The organism is Stenotrophomonas sp. (assembly GCF_036662295.1).
Lineage (GTDB): Bacteria > Pseudomonadota > Gammaproteobacteria > Xanthomonadales > Xanthomonadaceae > Stenotrophomonas.
In genome coordinates, this window is sequence record NZ_JAVWXA010000040.1 from 5,856 (window position 1) to 32,131 (window position 26,276).

Genomic DNA, 26,276 nt, shown 5'->3' on the forward strand with positions numbered 1-26,276 from the left:
CCTCGATGGTGTACTCGCTGCCATCGGGGCGGCGCACCTGCACCCGCGCCGGGCGGCCCGGCTGCACCGACAGCACTTCATCGCCAAACCGCAGCGTGGTGCCCATGCGCTCGGCGCCCCGCGCCAGCACGTTGTCGAAGTCGGCGCGCTGGACCTGGTAGGTGGTGCCCCAGCCGGGCGAGAACTTGTCGCGGAAATCGAACTCGGTGGCGGCCTCGCCACGCACGAACGCGGCGCCGTTCTTGTACTGGAACCCGGCCTGCACCACGTCCTGCAGCAGCCCGGCCGCCTCGATGTACTCCATGCTCTGCGGCAGCAGGCTTTCGCCGATGGAGAAGCGCGGGAAGGCCTGGCGCTCCAGCATCAGCACCTGGCGCCCCTGCCTGCGCAGCATCGCCGCGGCAACGGAACCGGCGGGGCCTGCGCCGATGACGAGGATCTCGGTTGTTTCCACTTGCGGGTTCATCGATGCATCCTTGATCAGAAAAACGGGGGAAAGGACAAGCCGGCGGCGCGCTCAGTGCGGGGCGTCATGCGGCGGTGGGCGGAACAGCGGCGAGATGAGCCAGACCAGGCCGATGCCGAACAGCAGCGTCAACCCGAACGCGCGCAGCGCCGGCGTGGCCGACAGGCCCAGCAGGCCGAAGGACAGCCAGGTACTGGCCGCGCCCACGCACACCGCCAGCCACGCACTGGCATCACCGCGATGTTCGATCAGGAAGATGCCGTAGTCGATGCCCATGCCCAGCAGCAGCATCAGCGCCAACACGTTGAACAACTGCAGCGGCTGGCCGAACAGGCCCAGCAGGGCCAGGGTCAGCGCGCCGGCGACCAGGGTCGGGGCGAACACCCGCCAGGCCTGCGCCCGATAGCGCCAGTACAGGACCGCGAACACCAGCACGATGCCCACCAGCAGCAGCCCGCTCATCAGCTTGCGGTAGTGCTTGAGCAGCGCGGAGAAGTCGGCGGTGCGGTCGACCCAGCGCACCCCGTCGATGCCCGCCGCCTGCGCTTCCAGCAAGGTCAGTGCATCGGCGCGCGAGAGGTCATCGACCATCACCACCGAGGCCACGCCCGCGCCGACCTTGCCCAGCCACAGGTGACGGAACGGCATCGCCGCCGGCGAGGCCAGGAAGTCGGCGGCCTGGATATCCTGCGCGGCATACGCCGGGCGTGCCAGCGGCTCGCCGACCGCCTCGCCCACCCGGCCCAGCACCTGCGGCTCCACCTTGGCGGTCAGGGCCGCATCGGCGTGCTGGCGCTGCACCGAAGGCAGCCAGTCGCTGATCGCGCGGTAGCCGCCGATCTGCCGGTCGGCCGACAACACGCGCAGGCGCTGGATCAGCGCTTCCTCGCGCTGCAGCACCTGTTCGGCATCGGCGCCCTGCACCAGGTAGAACTGGGCGGGGCTGGGCAGGCCCAGCATCTTGCTGATGCGGATCTGCTGGTCGATCAGCGTCTTGGGCGAGGACTGCAGGCTGCGCAGGTCATCGTTGCTGTCCAGCCGGGCGATGCCGATGGCCGAGAACAACGCCGCCACGCCCAGGAAGAGGGCCGCCTTGCGGCCATGCAGGCGCGGCCAGCGCTCCAGGGTGGCGCCGAGCCAGCGCGAGAACCCGGTGGTGCGGATCTCACCGCCATCCAGCCACGGGAACCAGAAGATCACCGTAAGGAAGGCCGCCGCCAGGCCCACCACCGAGAACAGCGCCATCTGGCGCAGGCCAGGGAACGGCGCCAGGCCCAGGGCCAGGTAGGCCAGCGCGCTGGTCAGCAGGGCCAGCCACAGGCCGGGCAGCAGGTGCTTGAGCAGCCGCCAGCGGCGGTCGGCCGGTTCGGCCTGGCGCGAGGCGAACCAGTGGATGCCGTAATCCTCGGCCACGCCCACCAGCGAGGCGCCGAACACCAGCGTGAGCACGTGCACCTTGCCGAACACCAGCACGGTGACCGCCAGCGCCACGCCGCAGCCGATCAGCAGCGAAGCGCCCACCAGCAGGATCGGGCGCAGCGAGCGGAAGGCCAGCCACACCAGCAGCAGCACCGCCGCCAGCGAGCCCCAGCCGATGGTGTTGATTTCCCAGTTGGCCTGCACGGCCGCCGCTTCGGCATGCAGCGGCACGCCGGCACGCAGGACTTCCAGCCCGGGCGCCTGGCGGGCCGCCGCCGCGCTGGCCTGGTCCAGCAGCACGTCGATATGGCGCTCGCCATCGAGCTGGAACGCCGAGCCCACCGTGTCGTACTGCACGATCGACCAATGCTTGCCGTCGGCTTCCAGCAGGCCGTCGTCGCCCATCTGCAACCCCGAACCGGCCGCGCGTTCCTGCCACCACTGCGGCCACAGCGACAGCGGATCCTGTCGCCATTCGGTCAGCCGCGGCGCGCCCATCGGGCCGTACAACGCGGCCAGCGCCGCCTCGGACAGGGCATCCACCGGCTCGGCCTGCAGCCGTTGGCGTTGCGCGTCGGTGAGCAGGCGGTCGCGGTACGGTGCGTAGAAGGCGCGCGCCTGGTCGAACCAGCCTTCGATGGAGCCGCTTTCGCGCAGCAACGCCTTGCCCTGCGCGCTGTCGAGCAGGCTGCGCCGGAACGCCGTCTCGGCGGCCCGGGTCTGGGCCGCGTCGGCGCTGCCCAGCAGCACCACGATCTGGCGCGCGTTGGCATCGGCGATGCGGCGGGTGACGTCGGACAGCAGCCGGTCGTGCGCATCCTGCGGCAGCAGCGCCAGGATGTCGGTGTCGATCCGCGACTCGCTTTTCCACAACTGCCATTGCTGCACGCCCAGGCCCACCAGGACCAGCAGCCAGAGCACGGCCAGCCAGCGCCAGACGCGCTGCAGGCGGCCACTGGGCGGGTTCAGGGCGTCCATCGACGCGCGTACCGGGTCATTCAAACGCGGCACCCTCTTCGGCGGTCAACTGCGGGTGGAGCGCGCTGAGGCTGCTGAAGTGGATGCGGGTGACATCCTGGTTGGCTTCGGTGATCTCCACCTCGCGCACGTAGCGGTCCCCGCTCAGCGACAGGCCGGTGAACACCTTGGCCAGCATCGGCGAGCGCGGGGTGAGCCGCATCGTCCAGGCGTTGTCGGGCAGCGCCTCCAGGTGCACGTTGAACTGCGCCGAGAGCGCCTGCGCATCGCCACTGATCAGCGCGAACATGACCGCGTTGACCGAGCGCATCGCCGGCTGCTGGCGCGCGTCCAGCTCGACCCGGCGGCTGCCGTCGCGCTGCACGCTGAGGATGCGGTCGCGGGTGACCACCACCTGCGAGGGGAACGGCTTGAGCGTGGACCAGATCACGCCCTTCTCGCGGGACAGCACGAAGCCACCCTGCGAGCGCAGCGGGTTCTTGAAACCGGCCACCTGCTTTTCCTGGGTGAACTCGCCGCGCAGCACCGCCACCTGGGCGATCCGCTGCTTGACCATCGCCAGGTCGGCCGCCGGTTCGGCACCGGCCGGGGCAACCACGCACAGCAACAACAGCGCCAGGCAGGCGCTCAACAAACGATTCATGGCACATCCACTCCGAGGCGGTCCCACAGCACGCGTGGGCACAGGTACAGCATTTCATTGGTGGCCGCGTCCACGGCCACCTGGATGGTGTGGGCGCGGGTCAGCGTCTGCCCACTGTCGGCATCGAAGATCTCGTAGGCGATCTTCAGCCGGTTTTCCCATTCGGTGATGGTGGCGCGCACGCGCAGCGCCTGCCCGTACAGCAGCGGGCGGATGTATTTCACCCGCGCGTCCACCACCGGCCAGAGGTAGCCGGAGTCGCGCATCTGCGGGTAGTCGTAGTCGTAGCGCTGCAGCAGCGCACAGCGGGCGACTTCGAAATACTTGAAGTAGTTGCCGTGCCACACCACGTGCATCGGATCGCAGTCGTGGAAGGTGGGCGACAGCCGCACCTCCAGGCTCAGGTCAGGGCTGGTCATACAGGCTCCAGCGCTGGCCGCGGATGTCGTCCAGCAGCGCGCGCAGCTCGCCGTCCAGCGCGCGGTCCTCGTCCACCAGCGCGATCCGCGCGCACAGGTCCTGGTACATCGCGTCCAGCTCACCGTGCAGCAGGGCCTTCATGCCCACCCGCTGGCGCAGGGCCACGCCCTGGCGCGCGGTGATCAACAGCGCGGCCACCACCTGCTCGGTCAGCTCGATCACGCGCAGGCAGTCGCGCGCGGCGATGGTGCCCATGCTGACCTTGTCCTGGTTGTGGCACTCGGTGGAGCGCGAGAACACCGAGGCCGGCATCGTCTGCTTGAGCGCTTCGGCGGTCCAGGCCGAGACGCTGATCTGCAGCGCCTTCAGGCCGTGATTGATCGCCGCGCGCGGGCCGGTGGCGCCGGACAGGTTGGCCGGCAGCCCGTGGTTGTAGCGGGCATCCACCACCAGCGCCATCTGCCGGTCGAGCAGGTCGGCCAGGTTGGCGATGGTGTTCTTCAGCGCGTCCATCGCAAAGGCGATGTGGCCGCCGTAGAAGTGGCCGCCGTGCAGGATGCGCTCGCCGTCGGCATCGATCAGCGGGTTGTCGTTGGCGCTGTTGAGTTCGGTTTCGATCAGCTGGCGCATGAACGGCAGCGCGTCCTGCACCACGCCGATCACGTGCGGGGCGCAGCGCAGCGAATAGCGGTCCTGCAGGCGCTGTTCGTTGCGCGGCGGGCGGTCGCTGTGCAGGTCCTGGCGCAGGCGCGCGGCGATCTGCATCTGGCCCGGGTGCGGCTTGGCGGCGAACAGCATTTCATCGAAGTGATGCGCGTTGCCGTCGCTGGCCAGCACGTTGAAGGCGGTCAGGCGGGTGGCCAGGCGGGTGAGGTAGTCGGCGCGATCGAAGGCCAGGCAGGCCAGCGCGGTCATCACCGCGGTGCCGTTCATGATCGCCAGGCCTTCCTTGGGCCTTAGCTGCAGCGGGGTCATGCCGATCTCGGCCAGCACCTCGGCGGCCGGGCGGCGCGCGCCCTGGTACATCACCTCGCGCTGCCCGCACAGCACCGCGGCCACGTAGGACAGCGGGGTGAGGTCGCCACTGGCACCGACCGAGCCTTCGGCGGGAATCAGCGGCAGCACGTCGTGGCGCAGCAGCGTGGCCAGGCCCTGCAGCAGCGGGTGGCTGACCCCGGACATGCCGCGCACCAGCGAGGCCAGCCGCGCGGCGATGACCGCACGGGTCTCGGCCTCGTCCAGGAACCGGCCCAGGCCGCAGCCGTGGTAGGTGAACAGGTGGTGCGGCAGCTCGGCCACCAGCGCCGGCGGGATGTTGACCGTGCACGAATCGCCGTAGCCGGTGGTCACCCCGTAGATGACGCCGTCCTCGCGCAGCAGGCGGTCCAGGAAATCGGCGCCCTTCTGGATGCGCGCCTGGAAGGCCGGGTCGTCGCTGACCACGGCCTGGGCCTGGCGTTGCGAAAGCGCGACCACGTCTTCGATGGTCAACGGCGCATCGCCGAAGCGGATATCGGGTGAATTACTTGCCATGCGATGCCTGATCCCAGAAGGGGAAGAAATTGAACCAGTCCAAGGGTGCCTGGGTGACCTGAACTTCCAGCCACCGGGCGAAATGTTCGGCCTGCGCGGTCAGCGCCGCATCGCGCGAGCCGCGCGGCAGCACGATGCGGTCGCTGAAGTGCTCGAAGCGCACCCGGTAACCGTCGCCTTCGTGCAGGCAGGCCATCGTGTAGACCGGGCAGGCCAGCGCCGAGGCCAGCACGTAGGCGCCGATCGGGAACTGCGCCACGTGGCCCAGGAACGGCGCCGGCACGGTGCGCCCGCCGCGCAGCGGCACGCGATCGCCGACGATGGCCACAAAGCCCCCGTCGTTGACCCGGCGCTGCAGCTCCACGGCCGTGGCCGGGCCCATGTCGGTCACCTGCATCAGCTCCACCTGGGCCAGCGGGTCCAGGCGTTGCATCAAGCGGTTGAAGCGCTGCGCGTGCGCGGTGTGCACCAGCACGGTGATGCGGAAGCCGGGCACCTGTTCGGCCAGCACCTGGCACAGTTCCAGGCAGCCGATGTGCGCGGTGAGGATCAGCCCGCCCTCGCGGCGCGCGATCTTCTCCAGCATCAGGTCGCGCTGCAGGCGGATCTGGCCGGGCGGATAGCGGCCCCCCAGGCCGAGCAGCTTGTCCAGCAGGGTGTCGGCAAACAGCGCGAAGTGCCTGAGGCTGGTCCAACGCCCGGGCACGCCACCCAGCACGCCGGTGTGCGCCTGCAGCCGCTGCAGGTACTGCAGCGAGGCCTGCCGCGCCACGCGGTTGCCCAGCCAGTGGCACAGCACCACCGGGTACACGCACAGCCGGAACGGCCAGCGCCCGAACCAGCGGTGCACCCCGCACAGGAACAGCACCCCGGCGGCCGAGGTGGTCTCGCCCAGGTCGGCCCAGTGCGGGGCGTTGGCCGGTGCCGGGGCGGTCATGCCACCGCCGCGCCGGTCACGCGCCGCCACAGCAGGCGCGGCGCGCGCCACACCATGCCGAAGAACAGGCGGGTGTGCATGCGGCTGATGCGCACGTTGTCGCGCCACACATCGAAGTGCGATACGCCGTCGCTGGGATAGGTGACCCGGGTGGGCACGCTGATCACCGGCACGTCGCGCCAGAACAGCCGCACCAGGATCTCGCTGTCGAAATCCATGCGCCGGCCGATGGTTTCCTCGCCAGCCAGGCGCGTGACCGGGGCCAGCGGGTACAGCCGGAAGCCGCACATCGAATCGCGGATGGTCAGCGACAGGGTGTTGATCCACACCCACACATGGGTGGCGTAGCGGCCGTACAGCCGGGCCTTGGGCACGCTGTCATCGTAGGCGGGGATGCCGCAGATGACCGCCTCGGGATGCTGCCGGGCCAGCGCGATGAAACGCGGGATGTCGGCGGTGTCGTGCTGGCCGTCGGCGTCGATCTGCACCACATGGCTGTAGCCACGCCGCGCCGCCTCGGCAAACCCGGCCAGCATCGCCCCGCCCTTGCCCTGGTTGTGGGCCAGGCGCAGCAGTGCCAGCTGCGGCGCGTGCGCGCTGGCCAGTGCATCCAGCACGCGCGCGCACGACGGCCGCGAGCCGTCATCCACCAGCAGGCACGGCAGGCCACTGGCCAGCACGCCCTGCACCACCGCGCCGATGGCATGTTCATGGTCGTAGACCGGGATCACCACCAGCGGCGCGAACGGCACCGCCGGCACGCCGGCGCGGGACGCCTCATGCATCGCCGAACACCACCCGGCCGCTGGCGTGCACGCCATGGTCGGAGACGTAGCGGAAACTGAGCACGGAAGTGGCCGCGTTCCAGCCCAGGGTAAGCTGCAGGCAGTCGCCGGGCCGGGCGACATGCTGGAACTTGAGCGCATCCATCCGCGCAAAGCGCGGCGGCATCGCGAATGCCTCGCGCGCGTAGTGGATCGCCCAGTCCAGCTGGACCACGCCGGGCAGAATCTTGGCCTGCGGGAAATGCCCGTCGAAGGCGATCAGGTCCGCCTCCAGCGGCAGCTGCAGCACTGCCGCCTCGGCGTCGCGCTGCTGCCACTGCACCGTGGGGAACAGGGGCCGGAACAGGGCCGCCAGCGCGGCGGCGGTCACCTTGCCCTGCGCATTGAGCGGCAGCTCGTCGACGAAGCGCCAGCGCCGCGGGCGGGTCACCGCGTCGTGGCTGCTGGCCAGGTGGGCGCCGAGCGCCTGGGCCTGGCGGCGGCGCCGGGCATCGTCCCAGCCGGCCGCGTCGGCCGGTTGCGGCACCACCACGGCGGCCAGCTGCTCGCGCGCGCCCGGCAGCACCAGCACGCGCACGTCCTGCACCGCCGGGTGCGCCCGCAGCTGGTGTTCCAGCGCGTCCAGCGAGACCCGGCGTTCTTCGATCTTGACGATGCGGTCGGCGCGGCCCAGCAGGCGGAAGCTGTGCCCGGCCTCGGCATCGGCCTCGACCCGGTCCTGGGTCTGCCACCAGGCGTCGTCCACCAGGTGCGGCGAGGACACCGCCAGGCAGCCGTCCTGGATCCGCCAGACCACGCCCGGCAGCGGGTGCCACTGCGGCTGGCCGGCGCTCCAGCGGCGCCAGGCGATGCCGCCGGTCTCGCTGCTGCCAAACACCTCGGTGGGCGCCACCCCGAGCAGGGCCCGCGCCTGCACGGCCGCCTCTTCCGGCAGCGGGCCGCCGGAGGAGAACACCGCGCGCAGCCGGCCCTGCAGCGAGGACCAGTCGAGCTGTTCGGGCAGGCGCTTGAGGTGGGCCGGGGTGGCCACCAGCACCGACGGGCCCTGGGCCAGGGCGCTGACCAGGTCTTCGTGGAAGAACCGGCGAGGCTGGATCGCGCGCCCGGCCGCCAACGGCCACAGCACGCGGAACAGCAGCCCGTAGATGTGCTGGTGGGACACGGTGCCATGCACCTGCGCCCCTTCCAGCTGCTCGCCGAAAGCGGCCTGCAGGGCGTCCACTTCACGGGTGAGCTGGCGCATGCGCTTGACGATCGCGCTCGGCGCACCGGTGCTGCCGGAGGTGAACACCACCAGTTCCAACTGGTCTTCATCCAGCGGCAGCAGCGTGCCCTCGGCGCCGGCGGCCGGCGGCAGCGGGCGGTAGGCCGCCGGCACGTCGCCGGCAAACCCGTCCACCCGCAGGCGCAGCCCGTCCAGCGTGGCCGGCAGGTTGTCGCCGCCCAGGAACACCCGCTTGCCGGCGTGCCAGGCCCCGAGCAGGGCCGCGGCGAAGGCCAGGGTGTCCTCGAAATACAGCGCCCAGTCGCTGCCCGGCGCGCGCGCGAACGCCTGCTGCCAGCCCAGCACCTGCTGCCTGAAACGGGGGTGGTCGACCGCGCCCTCCGGCGCCTGGCCCACGATCCGGCCCGGCAGTGCCGACACCGCCAGACCGGTCAATGCGATCCACTCAGCCATGCGCGTGCGCCGCCTTGACGCGTCGCCGCACCAGCCATTCGCCACCAAACAGAGCACCCATCATCACGTACGCCAACAATCCGTTGTACAGCGCCCAGACCTGGTTGGACGCCCACAGCGCCGTGACCAGGGCCAGACCCCCGTTGAAGACAAAGAAACCGCACCACACCCAGGTGACGCGGCGGGTATACACCACCGCGAACGGCGGCAGGTCCGGCTCGCTCAGGCGCGCCAGCCGCTCCACCGCGCTGGGCGGGAAGCGCAGGCTGGTGGCGAAGATCACCAGCATCACCGCGTTGACCAGCGCCGGGTACAGCTTGAGCGGCAGGGCCTGGTTGAAGGCGGTGGCCACCAGCGCCAGCACCCCGGTGCCCAGCGCGGCCACCCACCACACCGGCTGGCGGGTGGTCAGCGCGCGCAGCGCGGCCAGCCCGAACAGCAGCAGGGACAGCCAGCGCGGCTCGAAGCGGCCCAGCGACAGGTACACCACCAGCGGGTATGCCAGCGACAGCAACGCAAACGCCGCGACGCGCACCCGGACCATGGTCAGTGTCCTGCGGCCGCCGTCAGGCGGCTGCTTGACCGGGCAGCAGCCCGTGCACCACGTCGACGATGTCCTGCACGGTGCGCACCGCCTTGAAGGCCTCCGGCTGCAGGTTGCGGCCGAGCAGCGGCTTGAGCTGCACGATCAGGTCGACCGCGTCGATGCTGTCGATGTCCAGGTCGTCGTACAGACGGGCCTGGGGCGTGATGCGCGACGGCTCGATCTCAAAGCTGTCCTTGAGGATCTTGACGATGCGATCGAAAAGTTCGTTCTTGGTCATGGCAAATCCTGACGCGCCGTTACGACGGCTGGCGTGCGGCGACAAACTCGCTCAGGGCACGCACGCTGGAGAAATGGCGACGGGTCTCTTCCGAATCCGCTGACAGGCTGACACCGTACTTTTTCTGCAGGGCCAATCCAAGTTCCAGGGCGTCGATCGAATCCAGGCCCAGCCCTTCCACGAACAGGGGGGCCGCAGGATCGATGTCTTCGGGAGTGATGTCTTCCAGTGAAAGCGATGAAATGATCAATTCCTTGATCTCGTGCTCAAGTGCCTGCACGGCTCGGTTCTCCAGCGAAGTCAAAGTAATGGGCAAGATGATCGGTCACGCGCCGCGCCGCCAAGGCGTCCCCCCTGGGCGTGTCACCGGCTCCTGCCAGGAAGGGGGCGATCGGGAGATCTTCCCCGACTTCCAGCTGAACGTGAAAACGCCGTGATGGCACACGATACCATTTCTGGCCCTTGGTCAGGGTAGGCGGGGTGCAGGTGATCCTGACCGGGGTTATGTCCAGCCGGCCACGCACCGCGATGTTGGCCGCCCCGCGCTGCAGGCGCAGCGGCTGGCCGGGCACGGTCCGGGTGCCCTCGGGGAAGATGACCAGGTTGCCGCCGGCCTGGACGGCGGCGATGCAGTCGTCGATCAGCCCGGCACCGTCGTCGTTGGAGACATACCCGGCCGCCCGCACCGGCCCGCGCATGAACGGGTTGCAGGCCACGGCCCGCTTGACCACGCAGTCGGCGTTGGGGAGCTGGGCGATCAGCAGGACCACGTCGATCAGGGTGGGATGGTTGGCCAGGATCAGCAGGCCGCTGCGCTGCAGGCGCTCGGCGCCCCGGATCTCATAGGTCATCACCCCCAGCCGGTGCATCAGCCCCACGTGGCTGGCAAAGCTGAGCTGGACCAGGCGCCGGGCCAGCCGCTGCCGGCGGGCGGGGTTGCGCACCAGGAACAGCAGCGGGAACAGCAGGCCGCCCAGCAGCAGGCCGCCCAGGCCGAACACGGCAAAGCTCAGGCCGGTGCCGAACACCCGCCAGGCGTGGTTCAGACGGGCCGGCCAGCGCTCAGCCATGGCGCTGCCAGGTCCAGTGCTGGCCGTCGGCGGCCAGGTCCAGCGCCGCCTCGCCGGCGAGCAGGAAGCGCATCGCGTCCAGGCCGTGCGGCAGCGCGGCGGCCGGGCTGTCAGCCGAGGCGGCGCGCCAGCCGAGCGAAAGCCGGGTGCCGGGGCGGTCGGCCCGGGCCAGCCGCCAGCACCAGGCGTAATACGGGTCCGGCTCATCGGCAAAACCGGCATAGACCGCCGGCAGCGGCGATTCGTAGACCACCACGCGCACTTCCGGGGCCCCGTCGGCCAGCAGGCCATAAGCCTCCACGCAGGCCGCCTCCACGGTGGCACGCCCGGCGGCCAGCGCCAGGTAGTTGCCGCGGTGGCCGCGGGCGATGGAATACAGGGCGGCCACGGCGTTGTGCACCGACAGGCCGAAGGCGGTCGGGGACATGCCGGTATCGGCGCCCAGGCTGTCCAGCAGTTCCATCGACCGGGCCACGTCGCCGTGGCGGGAGGCGAACACCAGCGGCACCTGGCCGCCGTCGTCGGGCTGCTCGCACCAGCAGGCGGCCTGGATGGCCATGCGGCCCAGGCGCTCGATCCGGCGGCGCTGCATGGCCGGCACCTCGCCCAGGGCCGGGGTGTCATCCCCGTGCGGCAGCCACGGGGCACTGGCCCACGCCTGCCAGTCCTGCCGGGTCGCCAGGCCCGGCGCCCAGGCCGCCCAATCCACTACTGAAAACTCGATCATTCACGCCAACATGTTGATGGGCACCGGGACGAAGTGCATGAAGGTGGTACGCGCACACCCGGATCCAGCCTGCCCGACCCGCAGACACTTCCCCGTGTGAGCGTTGGGCAGCAGGCGTTGCAGCGCGAAAAGGAGCGCACGCTATCATGACACCCTCGGCACTGGCAGCATTCACAATCTGAAATGAGCACGATCCACGACGCACCGGCCCTGCAGGTCGCTTCCTCCCCGGCCGGCCCTGCGTTGTTCCACGCCCGCTACGCGCCGGCCGACGAGCGCGACGCCGCCCTGGCCGACCCGTGCACGCTGGCGGTGTTCGGCTTTGGCGTGCGGGGGCCGGCGGTGGCCGATCCGCGCTGGCTGCAGGTACCGCTGGCCGAACATGGCCCGGCCCGGATCGAAATCTGGCGCGGCACCGTCCCGGTCCAGCATGGCCGGGAGGCCGGCCTGCGCTGGGCGCATACCGATGCGCTGCTGTTCGGGGCGCTGGAGATCGAGGAAGAGGACGGCGACATCGAGGCCGCCGCGGCCGAGGCGTATGCCCGCATGAGCCGCTTTCTGGCCGACAGCGGTTTCCCGCACCTGCTGCGTACCTGGAACTACCTGGATGCGGTAACCGAGGGCGACGGCGACCAGGAACGCTACCGGCGCTTCTGCGTGGGCCGGGTGCGCGGCCTGCGCGCCCTGGATGAGGCGGCGCTGCCGGCGGCCACCTGCATCGGCCGTTTCGACGGCGATCGCCGCCTGCAGGTGTACTGGCTGGCCGCGCGTGAACCCGGCCTGCCGCTGGAGAATCCGCGCCAGGTCAGCGCATTCCGCTACCCGCGCCAGTACGGGCCGCAGTCACCCAGTTTCTCGCGGGCGCTGCTGGCACCGCCGGCCACCGGCCTGCCGCTGCTGCAATCGGGCACGGCGGCGATTGTCGGCCATGTCTCCCAGCACACCGGGGCGGTGGACCAGCAGCTGCGCGAGACCCTGACCAACCTGCAGAGCCTGGTGGACACCGCCCGCCGCCAGCGGCCGGGCCTGTCGCCCACGCTGGGCGCCGGATCGCTGCTGAAGGTGTACGTGCGCAATGCCGCGGACATGCCGGCGGTGGCGGCCAGCATGGCCGCGCTGCCGGGCCAGCCGCCGCACGTGGTGCTGCATGCCGAAGTCTGCCGGGCCGAGTTGCTGGTCGAGATCGAGGGGCTGCACGCCTAGGCGGGGTGCCGATGCCGGCCGGGGGATTGCCGGCCAGCGGCCGGCACAGCCTAGTGATAGCCCGCGTCGGCGCGGACCTTGCCGCGGAACACGCGGTAGGACCAGGCGGTGTAGCCCAGGATCACCGGCAGCAGCACCACCAGCCCCACCAGGCTGAAGCCCAGCGACGACGCCGGCGCGGCGGCCTGCCACAGCGTCATGCTGGGCGGCAGCAGGTAGGGCCACATGCCCAGCACCAGCCCGATGAAGCCCAGCACGAACAACGCCAGGGTGAGCAGGAACGGCGGCAGGTCGCGCCGCGGGTGCATCGCGCTGCGCCACAGTGCCACCGCCACGCCCAGGGTCAGCAGCGGCACCGGGGACAGCCACCAGAAGTTGCCGTCGCTGAACCAGCGCGCCATCAGCCGCGAATCCAGGAACGGCAGCCAGGTGCTGACCAACCCCATGAACACGATCACCGCCACCACCAGTGGCCGGGTCAGCGTGCGTGCGAAGGCCTGCTCGCGGCCTTCGGTCTTCAGGATCAGCCAGGTGCTGCCCAGCAGGGCGTAGCCGAACACCACCGCCGCCCCGGTCAGCATCGAGAACGGACTGAACCAGCTGAACGCCCCGCCCACATAGCGCCCGTCCACCACCTGCAGGCCCTGCACCAGCGCGCCCAGGATCACGCCCTGCGCGAAGGCGGCCAACAGCGAACCCAGCCCGAAGGCCACGCTCCACAACCGCCGCGAGCGATGCGCCTTGAAGCGGAACTCGAAGGCCACGCCGCGGAACACCAGCGCCACCACCAGCAGCAGCACCGGCAGGTACAACGCCGACAGCAGCGCCGCATACGCCTTGGGGAAGGCCGCCATCAGGCCCGCACCGCCCAGCACCAGCCAGGTCTCATTGCCGTCCCAGATCGGCGCGGCGGTGTTCATCATGATGTCCAGCTGTTCCTCGTCCTCGGCCATTGGCGCGAGGATGCCGATGCCCAGCACGAAGCCGTCCAGCACCACGTACATCAGCACGCCAAAACCGATCACCGCAAACCATGCCACCGGCAGCCAGGTCGTCATCTCCATCTCAGCGCTCCTCCAGCGGTTCGTCGGCGCCGGACAGCGGCCGCGCCGGGGTGTGGCTGCCGGCCTCCAGCGCCGGTGCCGGCGCGTGCGGCTTGGGCCCGGTGCGGATGATCTTGACCAGGTACCAGATGCCCCAGCCGAACACGAAGGCATAGCCCACGATGTAGATGCCCAGCGACAGCGCGGTCATCCACGCACTCTGCGGTCCCACCGCATCGGCGGTGCGCAGCACCCCGTAGACCACCCACGGCTGGCGCCCCATCTCGGTGACGAACCAGCCCGAGACCAGCGCGATGAAGCCGCTGGGCAGCATCCAGTTCCAGCCGCGCACCAGCCAGCGCGAGGTCAGCAGCTTGCCGCGCCACCACTGGAAGGCCGAGACCCAGGCCAGCAGCAGCATCAACGTGCCCAGCCCGACCATGATCCGGAACGCGAAGAACACCGGCACCACCGGCGGCCGCTCGCTGGCCGCCACCGAGGTGAGCGGCTTGAAGGTGCCGTCCAGCGAGTGGGTCAGGATCAGGCTGCCCAGCCGTGGGATGGCCAGCTCGTAGTCATTGCGCTCGGCCTTTTCGTTGGGCAGCGCGAACACCACCAGCGGCACGCCCTCGCCTTCGCCTTCGGCATGCCAGTGCGCTTCCATCGCCGCGATCTTCATGGGCTGGTGCTTGAGCGTGTTCAGCCCGTGCATGTCGCCCACGAAGATCTGCACCGGCACGGTCAGCGCCGCGAAGGCGACGGCCGCCAGCAGCATGGTGCGCCCCGCTTCCACGTGCGTGCCCTTGCGCAGGTACCACGCGCCCACCCCGCCGATCACGAAACAGGTGGTGATGAACGAACCCAGCGCCATGTGCGCCAGGCGGTAGGGGAAGGACGGGTTGAACACCACCTGCCACCAGTCCTGCGGGTGCACGATGCCATCGATCATCGCGTACCCGGCCGGGGTCTGCAGCCAGCTGTTGGAGGACAGGATCCAGAAGGTGGAAAACAGCGTGCCCAGCGCCACCATGCAGGTGGACAGGAAGTGCAGCCGGGGCGACACCCGGCCCCAGCCGAACATCATCACGCCCAGGAAACTGGCCTCCAGGAAGAAGGCGGTGAGCACTTCGTAGGTGAGCAGCGGGCCGATGACGCTGCCGGCCACTTCGCTCAAGCGCGGCCAGTTGGTGCCGAACTGGAAGGCCATGACGATGCCGCTGACCACGCCCATGCCGAAGGACACCGCGAAGATCTTCTGCCAGAAGAAGTACAGCTCGCGCCAGACCGGGTTGCCGGTGCGCAGCCAGCGCGACTCCACGAACGCCAGCCAGCTGGCGGTGCCGATGGTGAAGGCGGGGAACAGCACATGGAAACTGATGACGAACCCGAACTGGATCCGCGACAACAACAACGCGTCCACGTGACGCCTCCGGCAGGTCTCTGAAATCCGCACCAGTCTGGGCCGGTATCCGTGAAAGGCACATGCGACCGGGTGACGCGCTGCTTCACTTTGTCGCAGGGGGCGGCCCCGCCGGTGGTGGCGGCGGCGGTTTCAGTCCGGGGAGGTGCCGTCTGCGGTGGGCAGGTCGGATTCATCAGGGAAGTAGGTTTCCAGCTGGAATCGGATGCGCAGGTCGGCCAGCAGGCGGACCAGCGCGTGATCCAGGTCGAACCCGGCCCACGTGCCGTGTTGGTGGCCAAACAAGCCAATCCGCATGTCCACCTCGGCGCCCGCCTGCACCAGCGCGGTGATGGCCTCGGCGCGGGACTGCAGCAGCGGGATCACCGTCGGCCAGGCGTCCATCAGCCAACCGTCCTTGCCACGGGACAGGTTGAACAGGACCCAGGTGAACGGGTGCACGCGGATCAGTGTTCCATCGTCATCGCGCAGCTCGGTGCCAACATCGCGAAAGAAGCCACGTTCCAGCGCCAGCCGCGAGGCGACCTCCGCGCTGGCGGCGCTGGGGTGACGGACCCCGAGGCTGATCGTGTAGTCATAGCGGTACATATCGGTTCCCTCCGATCCAGTGCCCAGTGTGCCTGCGCGCGTTACGGCACGCACCCCCACCGACCACGGCCCGGCTTTTCCGATCCTGTCCCCATGACCTGTGGCCCCCTCCCGCAGGCCTTGCGGCTGCTACCCTTGCCGGGTTTTCCACTACGGTGCCGCCCGCAATGCCCAGAACGCTGCCCTTGTCCCTGCTGCTGCTCGCCGCCCTCGGCGGCGCTGCCCATGCGGCGCCGACGCCGATCACGATCGAGCAGGCCATGGCCGACCCGGACTGGATCGGTCCCCCGGTCGAAAGCGCGTGGTGGTCCTGGAACAGCCAGCAGGTCGAGTACCAGCTCAAGCGCACCGGCAGCCCCGTGCGCGACACCTTCCGCCAGCCGGTCAACGGCGGCGTGGCCGCCCAGGTGGCCGATGACCAGCGCGGCACGCTGGACGTGGACACCCCTGTGTATGACAGCGCACGCCAGCGTGCGGTGTTCGTGCGCAATGGCGATGTGTTCCTGCGCGACCTGCGCAGCGGTGCCCTGACCCAGCTCACCCGCAGCACCGACAAGGCCGCCGCGGTCGCCTTCGCCCGCGATGGCGGAGTGATCTGGCGCACCGGGCAGACCTGGTTCCACTGGACCGCCGCCGGCGGCGTGCAGCAGGTGGCCAGCCTGAAGGCCGAGAAGAACCCCGACGATGCGCCCAAGGCCGACGTGCTGCGCGAGCAGCAGATGCGCACCCTGGCCACCCTGCGCAACGACCGCGCCCAGCGCGACGCGCTCAAGCAGCAGGAAGCCAGCTGGCGCCGCGCCGACGCATCGCGCGCGCCCGGCCCGGTGTATCTGGGTGCCGACGTGGAGATCGTGGACAGCGTGCTGTCCCCGGATACGCGCAGCCTGATCGTGGTCACCAAGCCCAAGAACTTCGATGAAGGCCGCGGCGGCAAGATGCCCAGGTACGTGACCGAATCGGGTTACGAGGAATTCGAGGACACCCGCACCCGCGTGGGCCGCAACGATCCCGAGCCGCACGCGCTGTGGCTGGTGGATGCGGTGACCGGCACGGTCAAGCCGCTGTCGCTGGACGCGCTGCCGGGCATCGGCACCGACCCGCTGGCCACCCTGCGCAAGGCCGCCGGCAAGGAGGCGCTCAAGGGCAACCGCCCGCTGGAAGTGCTGGCTGGCCCGGGCAACCCCGGCATCCGCTGGAGCAACGATGGCCAGCAGGCAGCGGTGATGCTGCGCGCCAACGACAACAAGGACCGCTGGATCGCCAGCGTCAGCGTGGCCGGTGCCAAGCTGGAAAACCGCCACCGCCTCACCGATGCGGCCTGGATCAACTGGGGCTTCAACGATTTCGGCTGGTCCAACGACAACCGCACGCTGTGGCTGCTGTCCGAAGAATCCGGCTACTCGCACCTGTACACCCAGCAGGGCACGGCCAAGCCGGTGGCGCTGACCGGTGGCAAGTGGGAAACCTCGATGCCGGTGCCCAGCGCCGATGGCCGCGGCTTCTACTTCCTGTGCAACCAGCAGAGCCCGGGCGACTACGAAGTCTGCGCGGTGGACAACGCCAGCAAGCAGGTGCGTGAACTGACCGCGCTCAACGGCGTGGAAGATTTCTCGCTGTCCCCCGATGGCCAGCAGCTGCTCGTGCGCTACTCCGGCGCCTACCTGCCGGCGCAGCTGGCAGTGGTGCCCACCACGGGCGGCCAGGCCAAGGTGCTCACCGATACCCGCACCGCCGCGTTCAAGGCGCGCGAGTGGATCCAGCCCAAGCTGGTGCAGGTGCCGTCGCGGCACGGCGCCGGCGTGGTCTGGGCCAAGTACTACGGGCCGCAGACCCCGGAGCCGGGCAGGAAGTACCCGATCGCCATGTTCGTGCACGGCGCCGGCTACCTGCAGAACGTGCACCAGCGCTACCCGGCCTACTTCCGCGAGCAGATGTTCCACAACCTGCTGGTGCAGCAGGGCTACATCGTGCTGGACATGGACTACCGCGGCAGCGAGGGCTACGGCCGCGACTGGCGCACCGCGATCTACCGCAACATGGGCCACCCGGAGCTGGAAGACTACAAGGACGGCCTGGACTGGCTGGTGGACACCCAGCAGGGTGACCGCGCGCATGCCGGCATCTACGGCGGCTCCTACGGCGGCTTCATGACCTTCATGGCGCTGTTCCGCTCGCCGGGCACGTTCAAGGCCGGCGCCGCGCTGCGCCCGGTGGTGGATTGGCACCAGTACAACCACGGCTACACCGCCAACATCCTCAATACCCCGGACATCGATCCGGAGGCCTACCGCACCTCCTCGCCGATCGAGTACGCCGAAGGCCTGCAGGACCACCTGCTGATCGCCCACGGCATGATGGATGACAACGTGTTCTTCCAGGACTCGGTCAACCTCACCCAGAAGCTGATCGAGCTGCACAAGGACAACTGGTCCATCGCGCCCTATCCGCTGGAACGCCACGGCTACGTGCGCCCCGATTCCTGGCTGGACCAGTACAAGCGCATCCTCAAGCTGTTCAACGAGAACCTGAAGTGAGCCAGGCCGCGGCGCCGATCCAGATCGTCGCCGCGGTCATCACCGACCCCGCCGGCCGCGTGCTGGTGGTGCGCAAGCAGGGCGCGGAGACCTTCATCCAGCCCGGCGGCAAGCCCGAGCCGGGCGAGGCGCCGCTGCAGGCCCTTGCCCGCGAGCTGCACGAGGAACTGGGCGTGCAGCTGCTGCCCGCCAGTGCCGTGCCACTGGGCCGCTTCGAGGCGTGGGCGGCGCATGAACCGGGTCGCCGCGTGCAGGCCCAGGCGTGGTCGGTGCAGGTCACCGGCACGCCGCAACCCCGGGCGGAAATCGCCGAACTGGCCTGGGTGCCGCTGCACCCGCCGCACGGGCGGCGCTTGGCAGCGTTGAGCGCAGACCATATCCTGCCCGCGGCCGCACGCGCGGTGGTGGCAGGCTGACGCCTGTCGCCGACTCGACCAGGACACCGGATGTCATCCCAGCTTCCCCCGCCCCTCCCCAGCGCCCGCCCCGCCGTCGATCCGCTGGCGCCCCCCAAATTCCTCGGGCCGATGACCAAGTCGGTCCTGGCCCTCTGCATCGCCTCGGCCGTGTGCTGGGTGGCGGCCATCCTGGTGGCCGCGCCGCTGTCCAATGCGCCCTGGCTGCAGGACGCGCTGCACGGCCGCGACCTGTCGTGGCTGGCGCCGTCGCTGCGCTGGCTGGGCAACCATGCCGTGGCCGTGTGCGTGGCGATGCTGCTGGTCTGCGTGGTCGGCACCGCCGCGTGCTGGGCCATGCTGTATCGCCGGCGCTGGGGCCTGTGGCTGTTCATCGTGCTGCTGGTGGTCACCGCGCTGTTCAACTTCGTGTGCTGCTGGGTGGTCGATGAGGGCTTCCGCTACGTGCTGGATTACCTGGCCAGCGATGCGGCCAGCAGCGAGCTGCGCGACATGCGCGGGGAAATGCTGGTCCAGCGCATGACCTTCCTGGTGACCACCCTGACCACCTCGATCGCCTTCGCCGCGCTGCACGGCTGGCTGGCGGTACGCCTGCTGCGCGCCGACGTGCACGCCTGGTTCGACCGCTGATGGGCGCCCCCACCGACGCGGCCACGCTGGACACGGCCACGCTGCTGCGCCTGCTCGATGACCTGGAGCAGGTGGTGCCGGTGGTGGACCGCATCGGCAGCGGCTTCGAGGACACCGAAGCGGCCGCGCTGGCCCTGCTGCTGTTCTTCCGCGAGCGCCAGGTGCTCGACCGCCTGGCCGGCATCCGCAAGGCGCTGACCGTGGCGCTGGCGGCGCGGATGACGCCGGAGGCGCTGTACGCGTGGGAGGAATCGATGCCGGACTACTGGGCCCCGCCCTATGACGCGACGCGGGCGCAGCTGCTGGCGCGGTTGAACGCCGAGTAGGGGCCGATCAGCCGAAGCACGGCTGGCGCAACGCCGGTGCCACGGCAGGCTGCGGTAAAGTACGCGGCATGGACGAATTCGAACGCGTACGCCACTACCTGACCGACCTGCAGGATCGCATCTGCGCGGCCATCGAGGCGGCTGACGGCCGCGCCCGGTTCGTCGAGGATGTCTGGCAGCGCGCCGAGGGCGGTGGCGGGCGTACCCGCATCCTGCGCGATGGCGCGGTGTTCGAGCAGGCCGGCATCGGGTTCTCGGACGTGGCCGGCACCCGCCTGCCGCCGTCGGCATCGGCCAACCGGCCGGAGCTGGCCGGCGCCTCGTGGCGCGCGACGGGCGTGTCGCTGGTGTTCCACCCGGCCAACCCGTACCTGCCCACCACGCACGCCAACGTGCGCTATTTCCGCGCCGAGCGCGATGGCGTGGAAGTGGCGTCGTGGTTCGGCGGCGGTTTCGACCTGACCCCGTTCTATCCCTTCGACGAAGACGTGCAGCATTGGCACCGCGTGGCGCACGCGCTGTGCGAGCCGTTTGGCGAGGAGCGCTACGCCGCGCACAAGCGCTGGTGCGATGAGTACTTCTTCCTGCGGCATCGCAACGAGACGCGCGGGGTGGGCGGGCTGTTCTTCGATGACCTGCACGGCGACTTCGAGCGCGATTTCGCCTACCTGCGCGCGGTCGGCGACGGGTTCCTGGACGCCTACCTGCCGTTGGTGGAGCGCCGCAAGGACATGGCGTATGGCGAGCGTGAGCGCGAGTTCCAGCTGTACCGGCGTGGCCGCTACGTGGAGTTCAACCTGGTGTACGACCGGGGCACGTTGTTCGGCCTGCAGAGTGGCGGGCGCAGCGAGAGCATCCTGATGAGCCTGCCGCCGCGGGTGCGCTGGGAGTACGGCTTCCAGCCGGAAAACGGCAGCGATGAGGCCCGCCTGGCCGATTATCTGGTCCCGCGCGACTGGGTGTAACCCGATTGACCGTGCCCGCGCCGATGCGGCGCGGCGCCCTGCTGTGTGTTTCCCTGTTGAAGGATCCTGCCGTGACCCCTGTCATTTTTCCCCGTCGCCTGCCCCGCGGACGCGGCGCACTGCTGGCCGTGCTGGCGTTGTCTGCCTGGCCGGCGGCGGCGCAATCGCTGGCATGCGGGACGTTCAAGGACCCGGACAGCGGGGCGGTGCTGCAGGTGGAGAGCGCGGTGGATGCGCGGCGTGAGCAGCCGGGAGCGGCGCCCGAGCCGTATCACCTGGGCGGGGGGCCGACGCCGTCGGTGGCGGTGAACCTGGCGAGTGGGGAGACGATCGCGCTGGGGGTGAGCGCGGATGGGCGCTATCTGCATGCGGGCGAGGATCACTACGCGCGCGAGAGCGAGGTGGCATGCAAGAGCGTGCCGCCGTTCGCGCCGGGCAGTTGCCGTGCCGATATCGCCGGGTGCATGGCGCCGATGGTGTGGGCCGGTGCCGAGCGGTGGCGGCAGTGGTGCAGGGAGGGGGTGGAAACGGCGTGCAATCGGTTGGCCGAGGATTACCGGACCGATGCACGCGACGATTTCATCATCGCGCAGGTGATGGCCGATCCGTCGGTGCCGGACAGCGTGCCGGCGGTCTGCCAGGAGGATGACCGGGCGTTCGACGCGAGCGGGTGCCAGCGCGCGGAGGAAAAGGCGCGCGTGGAGGCGGTGGGGAAGGCGTTTTCGATGGTGAAGGCGATGCCGGCGGAGGTAGCGTTGTCGGGCGAGCGCCTGGACGAGCTGGCCGGGTTGTGCGGGCTGCATCCGAGCGCGGGGTTCTGTACGGCGGTATCGGTGGCGTTGCGCACGGCAGGGCGGCTGCCGGAGGCCCGGCGGGCGCTGGCGCTGGCGTGCGATCCGGGCAAGGGGCCGGAGGCGTGTGCGGCGCTGGCTGGGGATGCGGGTGAGTCGGATGAGGGTTCCGGGGCTGCTGCGCGCTGATTTTTGGTTCTTCGCCTTTGCGAGTGCCGGCTTGGTCGCGCGGGGTGTGGATGCCGGCCAGCGGCCGGCACTACCGGTATTTTCGGTGCGCATTCCCGGCCGCCAGCGATGGAATGCACTCGCGCGCCTTTGCGGCGTCCTGCAACCACGTCGCCGTTATTTCTTCGGGACGATGGTGATGTGGCCGTTGATTTCGAGCAGGGCCAGTTCGACTTCGCTGATGTCCAGGCAGCCTTGTTGGCGCAGGGCGGCGTCGAAGTCGGCGGGGGTGACCATTTCGCGCCGGAGGACGGAGTCGAGCAGTTTGCCGTCGCGGGCGATCAGCACCGGCTCGCCTTCGACCAGGGTTTCGATGCGGCGGCTGCGGGTGCTGAGCCAGCCGACGGCGTAGTTGAGGGCGATGAGGGTGGCGGCCAGCAGCAGGCCACCGCCGAGGGAGGTGTCCTTGCCGAGCAGGGCGTTCTGGACGGCGTTGCCGAGCAACACGATCAGCAGCACGTCGAATGGTGTGATCTGGCCGAGGGCGCGCTTGCCCGACAGGCGGACCATGCCCAGCACGACGGCATAGACCACGATTGCGCGAAATACGAATTCCCACCACGGCATGGCCAACGCAAACAGGTCGCTCATTCACTTCTCTCCCCGGTAACTGCGCCCAGCATGGGCCGCAGACCGGGGGTCGGCAATGTGCGTGGCGGGGCAATGGTTTCAGCGGCAATCGCGGGTCGCGGCGCGGGCGATCGAACGCCCCAAATAAAAAGCCCCGCCGACCAGGGGGAGGTCAGCGGGGCCGGGGAACGGGCGCTTGGGGAGGAGCCCCCGTTCCGAGATCTGCTCCAGGGGATGGGAGAGATCCACAACAGGCGTTGCGCCTGTCGAGGTCTATAAAAGCACCTCGAACATTGATAGTTCGTGAAGGGGCCCAATTAATGAAAGCGCTTCACCCGAAACATTCATCCACGAGTCAGTTTCTCGCGCCGCACTGAACCAATTCAGCTGTTGATAGGCCGATTGCGTCTTAATGCGCCTCATCCCAGTTATCGCCGACGCCCGCATCCACCACCAGCGGCACGCGCAACTGGGCCGATGTGGACATCAGCTCGATCACGTTCAAACGCAAGGTTTCGAGAAACTCGCTTTCGGTTTCGAACACGAGTTCATCGTGCACCTGCAGGATCATCCGCGCGCGGTCGCCCTGCCCCTGCAGCCAGTCGTCCACGCGCACCATGGCGCGCTTGATGATGTCCGCCGCGGTGCCCTGCATGGGGGCGTTGATGGCCGCGCGTTCAGCGCCGGCACGCAGGCCCTGGTTGCGGGCGTGAATGTCGTTCAGGTACAGCCGGCGGCCTTCCAGGGTCTGCACGTAGCCCTGGTCGCGGGCCTGCTGGCGCATGCGCTCCATGAAGTCGCGCACGCCCGGGTAGCGGCTGAAGTACAGCGCCACGTAATCCTGGGCCTGGCCGCGGTCGATGCCCAGGTTGCGGGCCAGCCCGAAGGCGCTCATGCCGTACATCAGGCCGAAGTTGATCGCCTTGGCGGCCCGGCGCTCGTTGGGGGTCACCTCGTCCAGCGCGCGCCCGAACACCTCGGCGGCGGTGGCACGGTGCACGTCCACGCCCTGCTCGAAGGCGCGCACCAGGCCCGGGTCCTCGGACAGGTGGGCCATGATCCGCAGCTCGATCTGGGAGTAATCGCACGCCAGGATCTTGCGCCCGGGCGGGGCGACGAAGGCGCGGCGGATGCGGCGGCCGTCCTCGGTGCGGATCGGGATGTTCTGCAGGTTCGGATCGGACGACGACAGCCGGCCGGTGGCCGCACCGGACTGGTGGTAGCTGGTGTGGACCCGACCGGTCGCCGGGTTGACCATCTCCGGCAGCTTGTCGGTATAGGTGCTGCGCAGCTTGGCCAGCCCGCGGTACTCCAGGATCACCCGCGGCAGCTCGTGCTGCTCGGCGATCGCCTCCAGCGCCTCTTCATTGGTGCTGGGCTGGCCCTTGGGCGTCTTCACCAGCGCCGGCAGCTTCAGCTCGTCGAACAGCACGGCCTGCAGCTGCTTGGGCGAATCCAGGTTGAAGGTGTGCCCGGCCAGTTCGGTGGCCTTCTGCTGGGCGGCCAGCATGCGCACGCTGAGGTCCTGGCTCTGGCGGCGCAGCTCGTCCACGTCGATGTTCACGCCGTTGGCCTCGATCCGCGCCAGCACCGGCACCAGCGGCATCTCGATGCCGCGGTAGACCCCGTCCAGGGCCGGCTCGGCCAGCAGCTGCGGCTGCAGCACGCGGTGCAGGCGCAGGGTGATGTCGGCATCCTCGGCGGCGTAGCGGGCCGCTTCGTCCAGCCCCACCTGGGAGAAGGGGATCTGCTTGGCGCCCTTGCCGGCCACGTCCTCGAACTTGATCGTGGTGTAGCCCAGGTAGCGCATCGCCAGCGAATCCATGTCGTGGCGGGTGGCGGTGGAGTTGAGGACGAAGCTCTCCAGCATGGTGTCGTCGTGGTAGCCCTGCACGTTCACGCCATGCCGGCGCAGCACGTGCAGGTCGTACTTGCCGTGCTGGCCGAGCTTGCGCCGGTCCGGGTTCTCCAGCACCGGGCGCAGCGCGTCCAGCACCACCTGCGGCGGCAGCTGCGCAGGCGCGCCGGGGTAATTGTGGCCAACCGGGATGTAGGCCGCCCTGCCCGGCTCGACCGCCAGGCTGATGCCCACCAGGTTGGCGCGCATGGCATCCAGCGCGTCGGTCTCGGTATCGAAGGCGATCAGCTCGGCGGCCTCGGCGCGCTGCACCCAGGCATCGAGCTGCTCGCGGGTGAGCACGGTCTCGTAGTCGCCGGGCGCCGAAAGGGCCGGATCGACCTCGGGCGCCGTTTCAGCCGGGGCGCTGCGGGCGTAGCCGGCCGCGGTGCCACGCAGGCTCACCGCAGCGTCGCTGGCGGCCACCGCCGCCGCTGCCGGTCCGCCCAGCTCCTTCAGCGCCTGGGTGAAGCCATAGCGCAGGTACAGCTCGCCCAGGGCGGGCACGTCCGGGTCGCGCAGGGCCAGCGTGCGCGGGCTGGCCTCCAGCGGCACGTCGGTGCGGATGGTGACCAGCTCGCGGTTGAGCGGCAGGCGCTCCAGCGCCGCGCGCAGGTTCTCGCCGATCTTGCCCTTCATGCCCGGCGCGGCGGCCATCACCCCGTCCAGGTTCTGGTATTCGGCCAGCCACTTGGCGGCGGTCTTGGGGCCGCACTTCTCCACGCCGGGCACGTTGTCCACGGTGTCGCCCATGAGCGCCAGCAGGTCCACGATCTGGTCGGCGCGCACGCCGAATTTCTCCATCACCGCCGCATCCGAATCCATCCGGCTGCCGGTCATGGTGTTGACCAGTTCGATGCCCGGGCGCACCAGCTGGGCAAAGTCCTTGTCGCCGGTGGAGATGGTGACCTGCAGGCCGTCCTGGTGGCCCTGCAGGGCCAGCGTGCCGATCACATCGTCCGCTTCCACGCCGGGGATGCGCAGGATGCTCAGGCCCAGCGCCTCGACGATGCGGCACATCGGCTCGATCTGCGGGCGCAGGTCGTCGGGCATCGGCGGGCGGTTGGCCTTGTACTCGGCATACAGGTCGTCGCGGAAGGTCTTGCCGGGCGCATCGACCACGAACGCCACGTAGGCCGGGCGCTCCTTCAGGGTGGCGCGCAGCATGTTGACCACGCCGAACAGCGCGCCGGTGGGTTCACCGTGGGCGTTGGTCAGCGGCGGAAGCGCGTGGAACGCGCGGTACAGGTAACTGGACCCGTCAATCAGGACTAATCGGCTCATGCAGGGATTCTACGCGCCCGCCCCGTTCCGGTCCCGGCACCGGCCTCACAGTGCATGGGGCATAATCCAGACTCCCGCCCAAGGACCCTCGGCCCATGAAGATTCTGTTGCTGGCTGGCCTGCTTGCGCTGGCCGGATGCGCCACCACCGGCGGTGCCGGTTCGCCCCCGGTGGATGTGAGCGGTGCCGATGTGTCCAAACGCAGCCTGGACAACGGCGACACCATCGAGGAGTACCGGGTCGGCGGCCAGCTGCGCATGGTCAAGGTCTCCCCCGCCCGCGGCGCCGCCTATTACATGTACGACCGCAACGGCGATGGCCGCATGGACAGCGACAAGGACGGCGTGTCCCCGGTGTACTGGAAGCTCTACAGCTGGTGATCCCCGCCGTGCCATGGCGCCTGCCGCCGGTGCTGGAACACGGCTTGCAGGCGCGCAAGACCCCCCTGCCGCTTCGCTGTACCCGATGACGACTCCCGAACGCCGCCAGCCCCCCGACCCCGTGCAACTGCGGGCCGGGCTCACCGCCGAGCAACGCCAGGCGGTGGACACCCTGGAACACTTCGGCTGGCAGCTGCGCTTCGTGCGCCGCCCGCTGTTCCGCGACCCGATCCCGGTGCTGTTCGACCGCACCGGCGAACGCTACGTGGTGCTGCAGCCCGACGGCAGCCTGGACGAATCGCAGACCTTGAAGCTGCGTCCGTAGGGGGTGCCGGCCGGAGGGCGGCCGCCATCGCGGAATGGCCGGCCGTTGGGCGGCACGATCACGGCATTGCCGGCCGCTGGGTGGCGCGATCGCGGTAGTGCCGGCCGGTGGGCGGCGACACGCAAACCTTGGCTGGGTCGGGGGCCCGCCCGCGGCCCGCCCTACCGGAACCCAGGCTGGGTCGGGAGCCGGCCCG

27 protein-coding genes are annotated in these 26,276 nt (G+C 69.8%); 9 read left to right on the forward strand and 18 right to left on the reverse strand.

The window, feature by feature from the left end; translation table 11 throughout:
- The 13 genes from RSA25_RS09895 to RSA25_RS09955 all read right to left on the reverse strand — a co-directional run.
- A partial coding sequence (locus RSA25_RS09895) for an FAD-dependent monooxygenase (protein WP_332808721.1) occupies positions 1-466 on the reverse strand: 466 nt, incomplete at its 3' end.
- 51 nt (positions 467-517) lie between these two features.
- Positions 518-2,863: an MMPL family transporter gene (locus tag RSA25_RS09900; protein ID WP_332808722.1), complete on the reverse strand. Its 2,346-nt coding sequence runs from the start codon at positions 2,861-2,863 to the stop codon at positions 518-520.
- Between the two features lie 16 nt (positions 2,864-2,879).
- Positions 2,880-3,506: an outer membrane lipoprotein carrier protein LolA gene (locus RSA25_RS09905; protein ID WP_332808723.1), complete on the reverse strand. Its 627-nt coding sequence runs from the start codon at positions 3,504-3,506 to the stop codon at positions 2,880-2,882.
- Positions 3,503-3,925, reverse strand: a complete 423-nt coding sequence (locus RSA25_RS09910; RefSeq protein ID WP_332808724.1) for a thioesterase family protein — start codon at positions 3,923-3,925, stop codon at positions 3,503-3,505. Before RSA25_RS09910 ends, RSA25_RS09905 begins: the two co-directional genes overlap by 4 nt.
- A complete protein-coding gene (locus tag RSA25_RS09915; RefSeq protein ID WP_332808725.1) occupies positions 3,912-5,459 on the reverse strand; it encodes an aromatic amino acid ammonia-lyase in 1,548 nt (515 codons plus the stop codon). Before RSA25_RS09915 ends, RSA25_RS09910 begins: the two co-directional genes overlap by 14 nt.
- Positions 5,449-6,396 (reverse strand): acyltransferase, encoded by a 948-nt coding sequence (locus tag RSA25_RS09920; protein ID WP_332808726.1) that lies wholly within the window; start codon positions 6,394-6,396, stop codon positions 5,449-5,451. The genes RSA25_RS09915 and RSA25_RS09920 overlap by 11 nt, the downstream gene beginning before the upstream one ends.
- On the reverse strand, positions 6,393-7,181 hold the full coding sequence (locus RSA25_RS09925; protein ID WP_332808727.1) for a glycosyltransferase family 2 protein: 789 nt from the start codon (positions 7,179-7,181) through the stop codon (positions 6,393-6,395). The genes RSA25_RS09920 and RSA25_RS09925 overlap by 4 nt, the downstream gene beginning before the upstream one ends.
- Positions 7,174-8,859, reverse strand: coding sequence for an AMP-binding protein (locus RSA25_RS09930; protein ID WP_332808728.1), 1,686 nt, complete (start codon positions 8,857-8,859; stop codon positions 7,174-7,176). Before RSA25_RS09930 ends, RSA25_RS09925 begins: the two co-directional genes overlap by 8 nt.
- Complete coding sequence (locus tag RSA25_RS09935; protein WP_332808729.1) at positions 8,852-9,403, reverse strand: hypothetical protein; 552 nt, start codon at positions 9,401-9,403, stop codon at positions 8,852-8,854. The genes RSA25_RS09930 and RSA25_RS09935 overlap by 8 nt, the downstream gene beginning before the upstream one ends.
- Before the next feature lie 22 nt (positions 9,404-9,425).
- On the reverse strand, positions 9,426-9,683 hold the full coding sequence (locus RSA25_RS09940; protein ID WP_332808730.1) for an acyl carrier protein: 258 nt from the start codon (positions 9,681-9,683) through the stop codon (positions 9,426-9,428).
- A 19-nt stretch (positions 9,684-9,702) separates the two neighbouring features.
- Entirely contained in the window at positions 9,703-9,963 is a 261-nt protein-coding gene (locus tag RSA25_RS09945; protein WP_228886160.1) for a phosphopantetheine-binding protein, read from the reverse strand.
- A complete protein-coding gene (locus RSA25_RS09950; RefSeq protein WP_332808731.1) occupies positions 9,950-10,753 on the reverse strand; it encodes a lysophospholipid acyltransferase family protein in 804 nt (267 codons plus the stop codon). Before RSA25_RS09950 ends, RSA25_RS09945 begins: the two co-directional genes overlap by 14 nt.
- Positions 10,746-11,480, reverse strand: coding sequence for a beta-ketoacyl synthase chain length factor (locus RSA25_RS09955; RefSeq protein ID WP_332808732.1), 735 nt, complete (start codon positions 11,478-11,480; stop codon positions 10,746-10,748). The genes RSA25_RS09950 and RSA25_RS09955 overlap by 8 nt, the downstream gene beginning before the upstream one ends.
- A 183-nt stretch (positions 11,481-11,663) precedes the next feature.
- Here RSA25_RS09955 and RSA25_RS09960 point away from each other — a divergent pair, with 183 nt between their 5' ends.
- Positions 11,664-12,683: a pteridine-dependent deoxygenase gene (locus RSA25_RS09960; protein WP_332808733.1), complete on the forward strand. Its 1,020-nt coding sequence runs from the start codon at positions 11,664-11,666 to the stop codon at positions 12,681-12,683.
- Between the two features lie 50 nt (positions 12,684-12,733).
- On the opposite strand, the gene cydB is transcribed toward RSA25_RS09960, so the two are convergent.
- From cydB to RSA25_RS09975, 3 genes are all read right to left on the reverse strand, one after another.
- Entirely contained in the window at positions 12,734-13,747 is a 1,014-nt protein-coding gene (gene cydB / locus RSA25_RS09965) for a cytochrome d ubiquinol oxidase subunit II (protein ID WP_332808734.1), read from the reverse strand.
- Position 13,748: 1 nt separating this feature from the next.
- Entirely contained in the window at positions 13,749-15,146 is a 1,398-nt protein-coding gene (locus RSA25_RS09970; protein ID WP_332808735.1) for a cytochrome ubiquinol oxidase subunit I, read from the reverse strand.
- A 132-nt stretch (positions 15,147-15,278) separates the two neighbouring features.
- A complete protein-coding gene (locus tag RSA25_RS09975; RefSeq protein WP_332808736.1) occupies positions 15,279-15,734 on the reverse strand; it encodes a hypothetical protein in 456 nt (151 codons plus the stop codon).
- Between the two features lie 167 nt (positions 15,735-15,901).
- Here RSA25_RS09975 and RSA25_RS09980 point away from each other — a divergent pair, with 167 nt between their 5' ends.
- From RSA25_RS09980 to RSA25_RS10005, 6 genes are all read left to right on the forward strand, one after another.
- Complete coding sequence (locus RSA25_RS09980) at positions 15,902-18,268, forward strand: S9 family peptidase (RefSeq protein WP_332808737.1); 2,367 nt, start codon at positions 15,902-15,904, stop codon at positions 18,266-18,268.
- Entirely contained in the window at positions 18,265-18,684 is a 420-nt protein-coding gene (locus tag RSA25_RS09985; protein ID WP_332808738.1) for an NUDIX domain-containing protein, read from the forward strand. The genes RSA25_RS09980 and RSA25_RS09985 overlap by 4 nt, the downstream gene beginning before the upstream one ends.
- Positions 18,685-18,795: 111 nt before the next feature.
- Entirely contained in the window at positions 18,796-19,314 is a 519-nt protein-coding gene (locus RSA25_RS09990) for a hypothetical protein (RefSeq protein WP_332808739.1), read from the forward strand.
- Positions 19,314-19,640, forward strand: a complete 327-nt coding sequence (locus RSA25_RS09995; RefSeq protein WP_332808740.1) for a hypothetical protein — start codon at positions 19,314-19,316, stop codon at positions 19,638-19,640. The genes RSA25_RS09990 and RSA25_RS09995 overlap by 1 nt, the downstream gene beginning before the upstream one ends.
- Before the next feature lie 68 nt (positions 19,641-19,708).
- Positions 19,709-20,605 (forward strand): oxygen-dependent coproporphyrinogen oxidase, encoded by an 897-nt coding sequence (gene hemF, locus RSA25_RS10000; protein WP_332808741.1) that lies wholly within the window; start codon positions 19,709-19,711, stop codon positions 20,603-20,605.
- A gap of 71 nt (positions 20,606-20,676) precedes the next feature.
- The gene (locus RSA25_RS10005; protein ID WP_332808742.1) at positions 20,677-21,585 is read left to right on the forward strand and encodes a hypothetical protein; all 909 of its coding nucleotides are present in this window, start codon (positions 20,677-20,679) and stop codon (positions 21,583-21,585) included.
- A 156-nt stretch (positions 21,586-21,741) separates the two neighbouring features.
- Here RSA25_RS10005 and RSA25_RS10010 read toward each other — a convergent pair whose 3' ends face one another.
- Positions 21,742-22,215: a YetF domain-containing protein gene (locus RSA25_RS10010; RefSeq protein WP_332808743.1), complete on the reverse strand. Its 474-nt coding sequence runs from the start codon at positions 22,213-22,215 to the stop codon at positions 21,742-21,744.
- A gap of 388 nt (positions 22,216-22,603) precedes the next feature.
- Positions 22,604-25,375 (reverse strand): DNA polymerase I, encoded by a 2,772-nt coding sequence (polA, locus tag RSA25_RS10015; RefSeq protein ID WP_332808744.1) that lies wholly within the window; start codon positions 25,373-25,375, stop codon positions 22,604-22,606.
- Positions 25,376-25,470: 95 nt separating this feature from the next.
- Between polA and RSA25_RS10020 the strand changes: the two genes are divergently transcribed.
- On the forward strand, positions 25,471-25,755 hold the full coding sequence (locus RSA25_RS10020; protein WP_332808745.1) for a DUF2782 domain-containing protein: 285 nt from the start codon (positions 25,471-25,473) through the stop codon (positions 25,753-25,755).
- Between the two features lie 85 nt (positions 25,756-25,840).
- Positions 25,841-26,080 (forward strand): hypothetical protein, encoded by a 240-nt coding sequence (locus RSA25_RS10025; RefSeq protein ID WP_332808746.1) that lies wholly within the window; start codon positions 25,841-25,843, stop codon positions 26,078-26,080.
- Positions 26,081-26,276 lie beyond the last annotated feature (196 nt).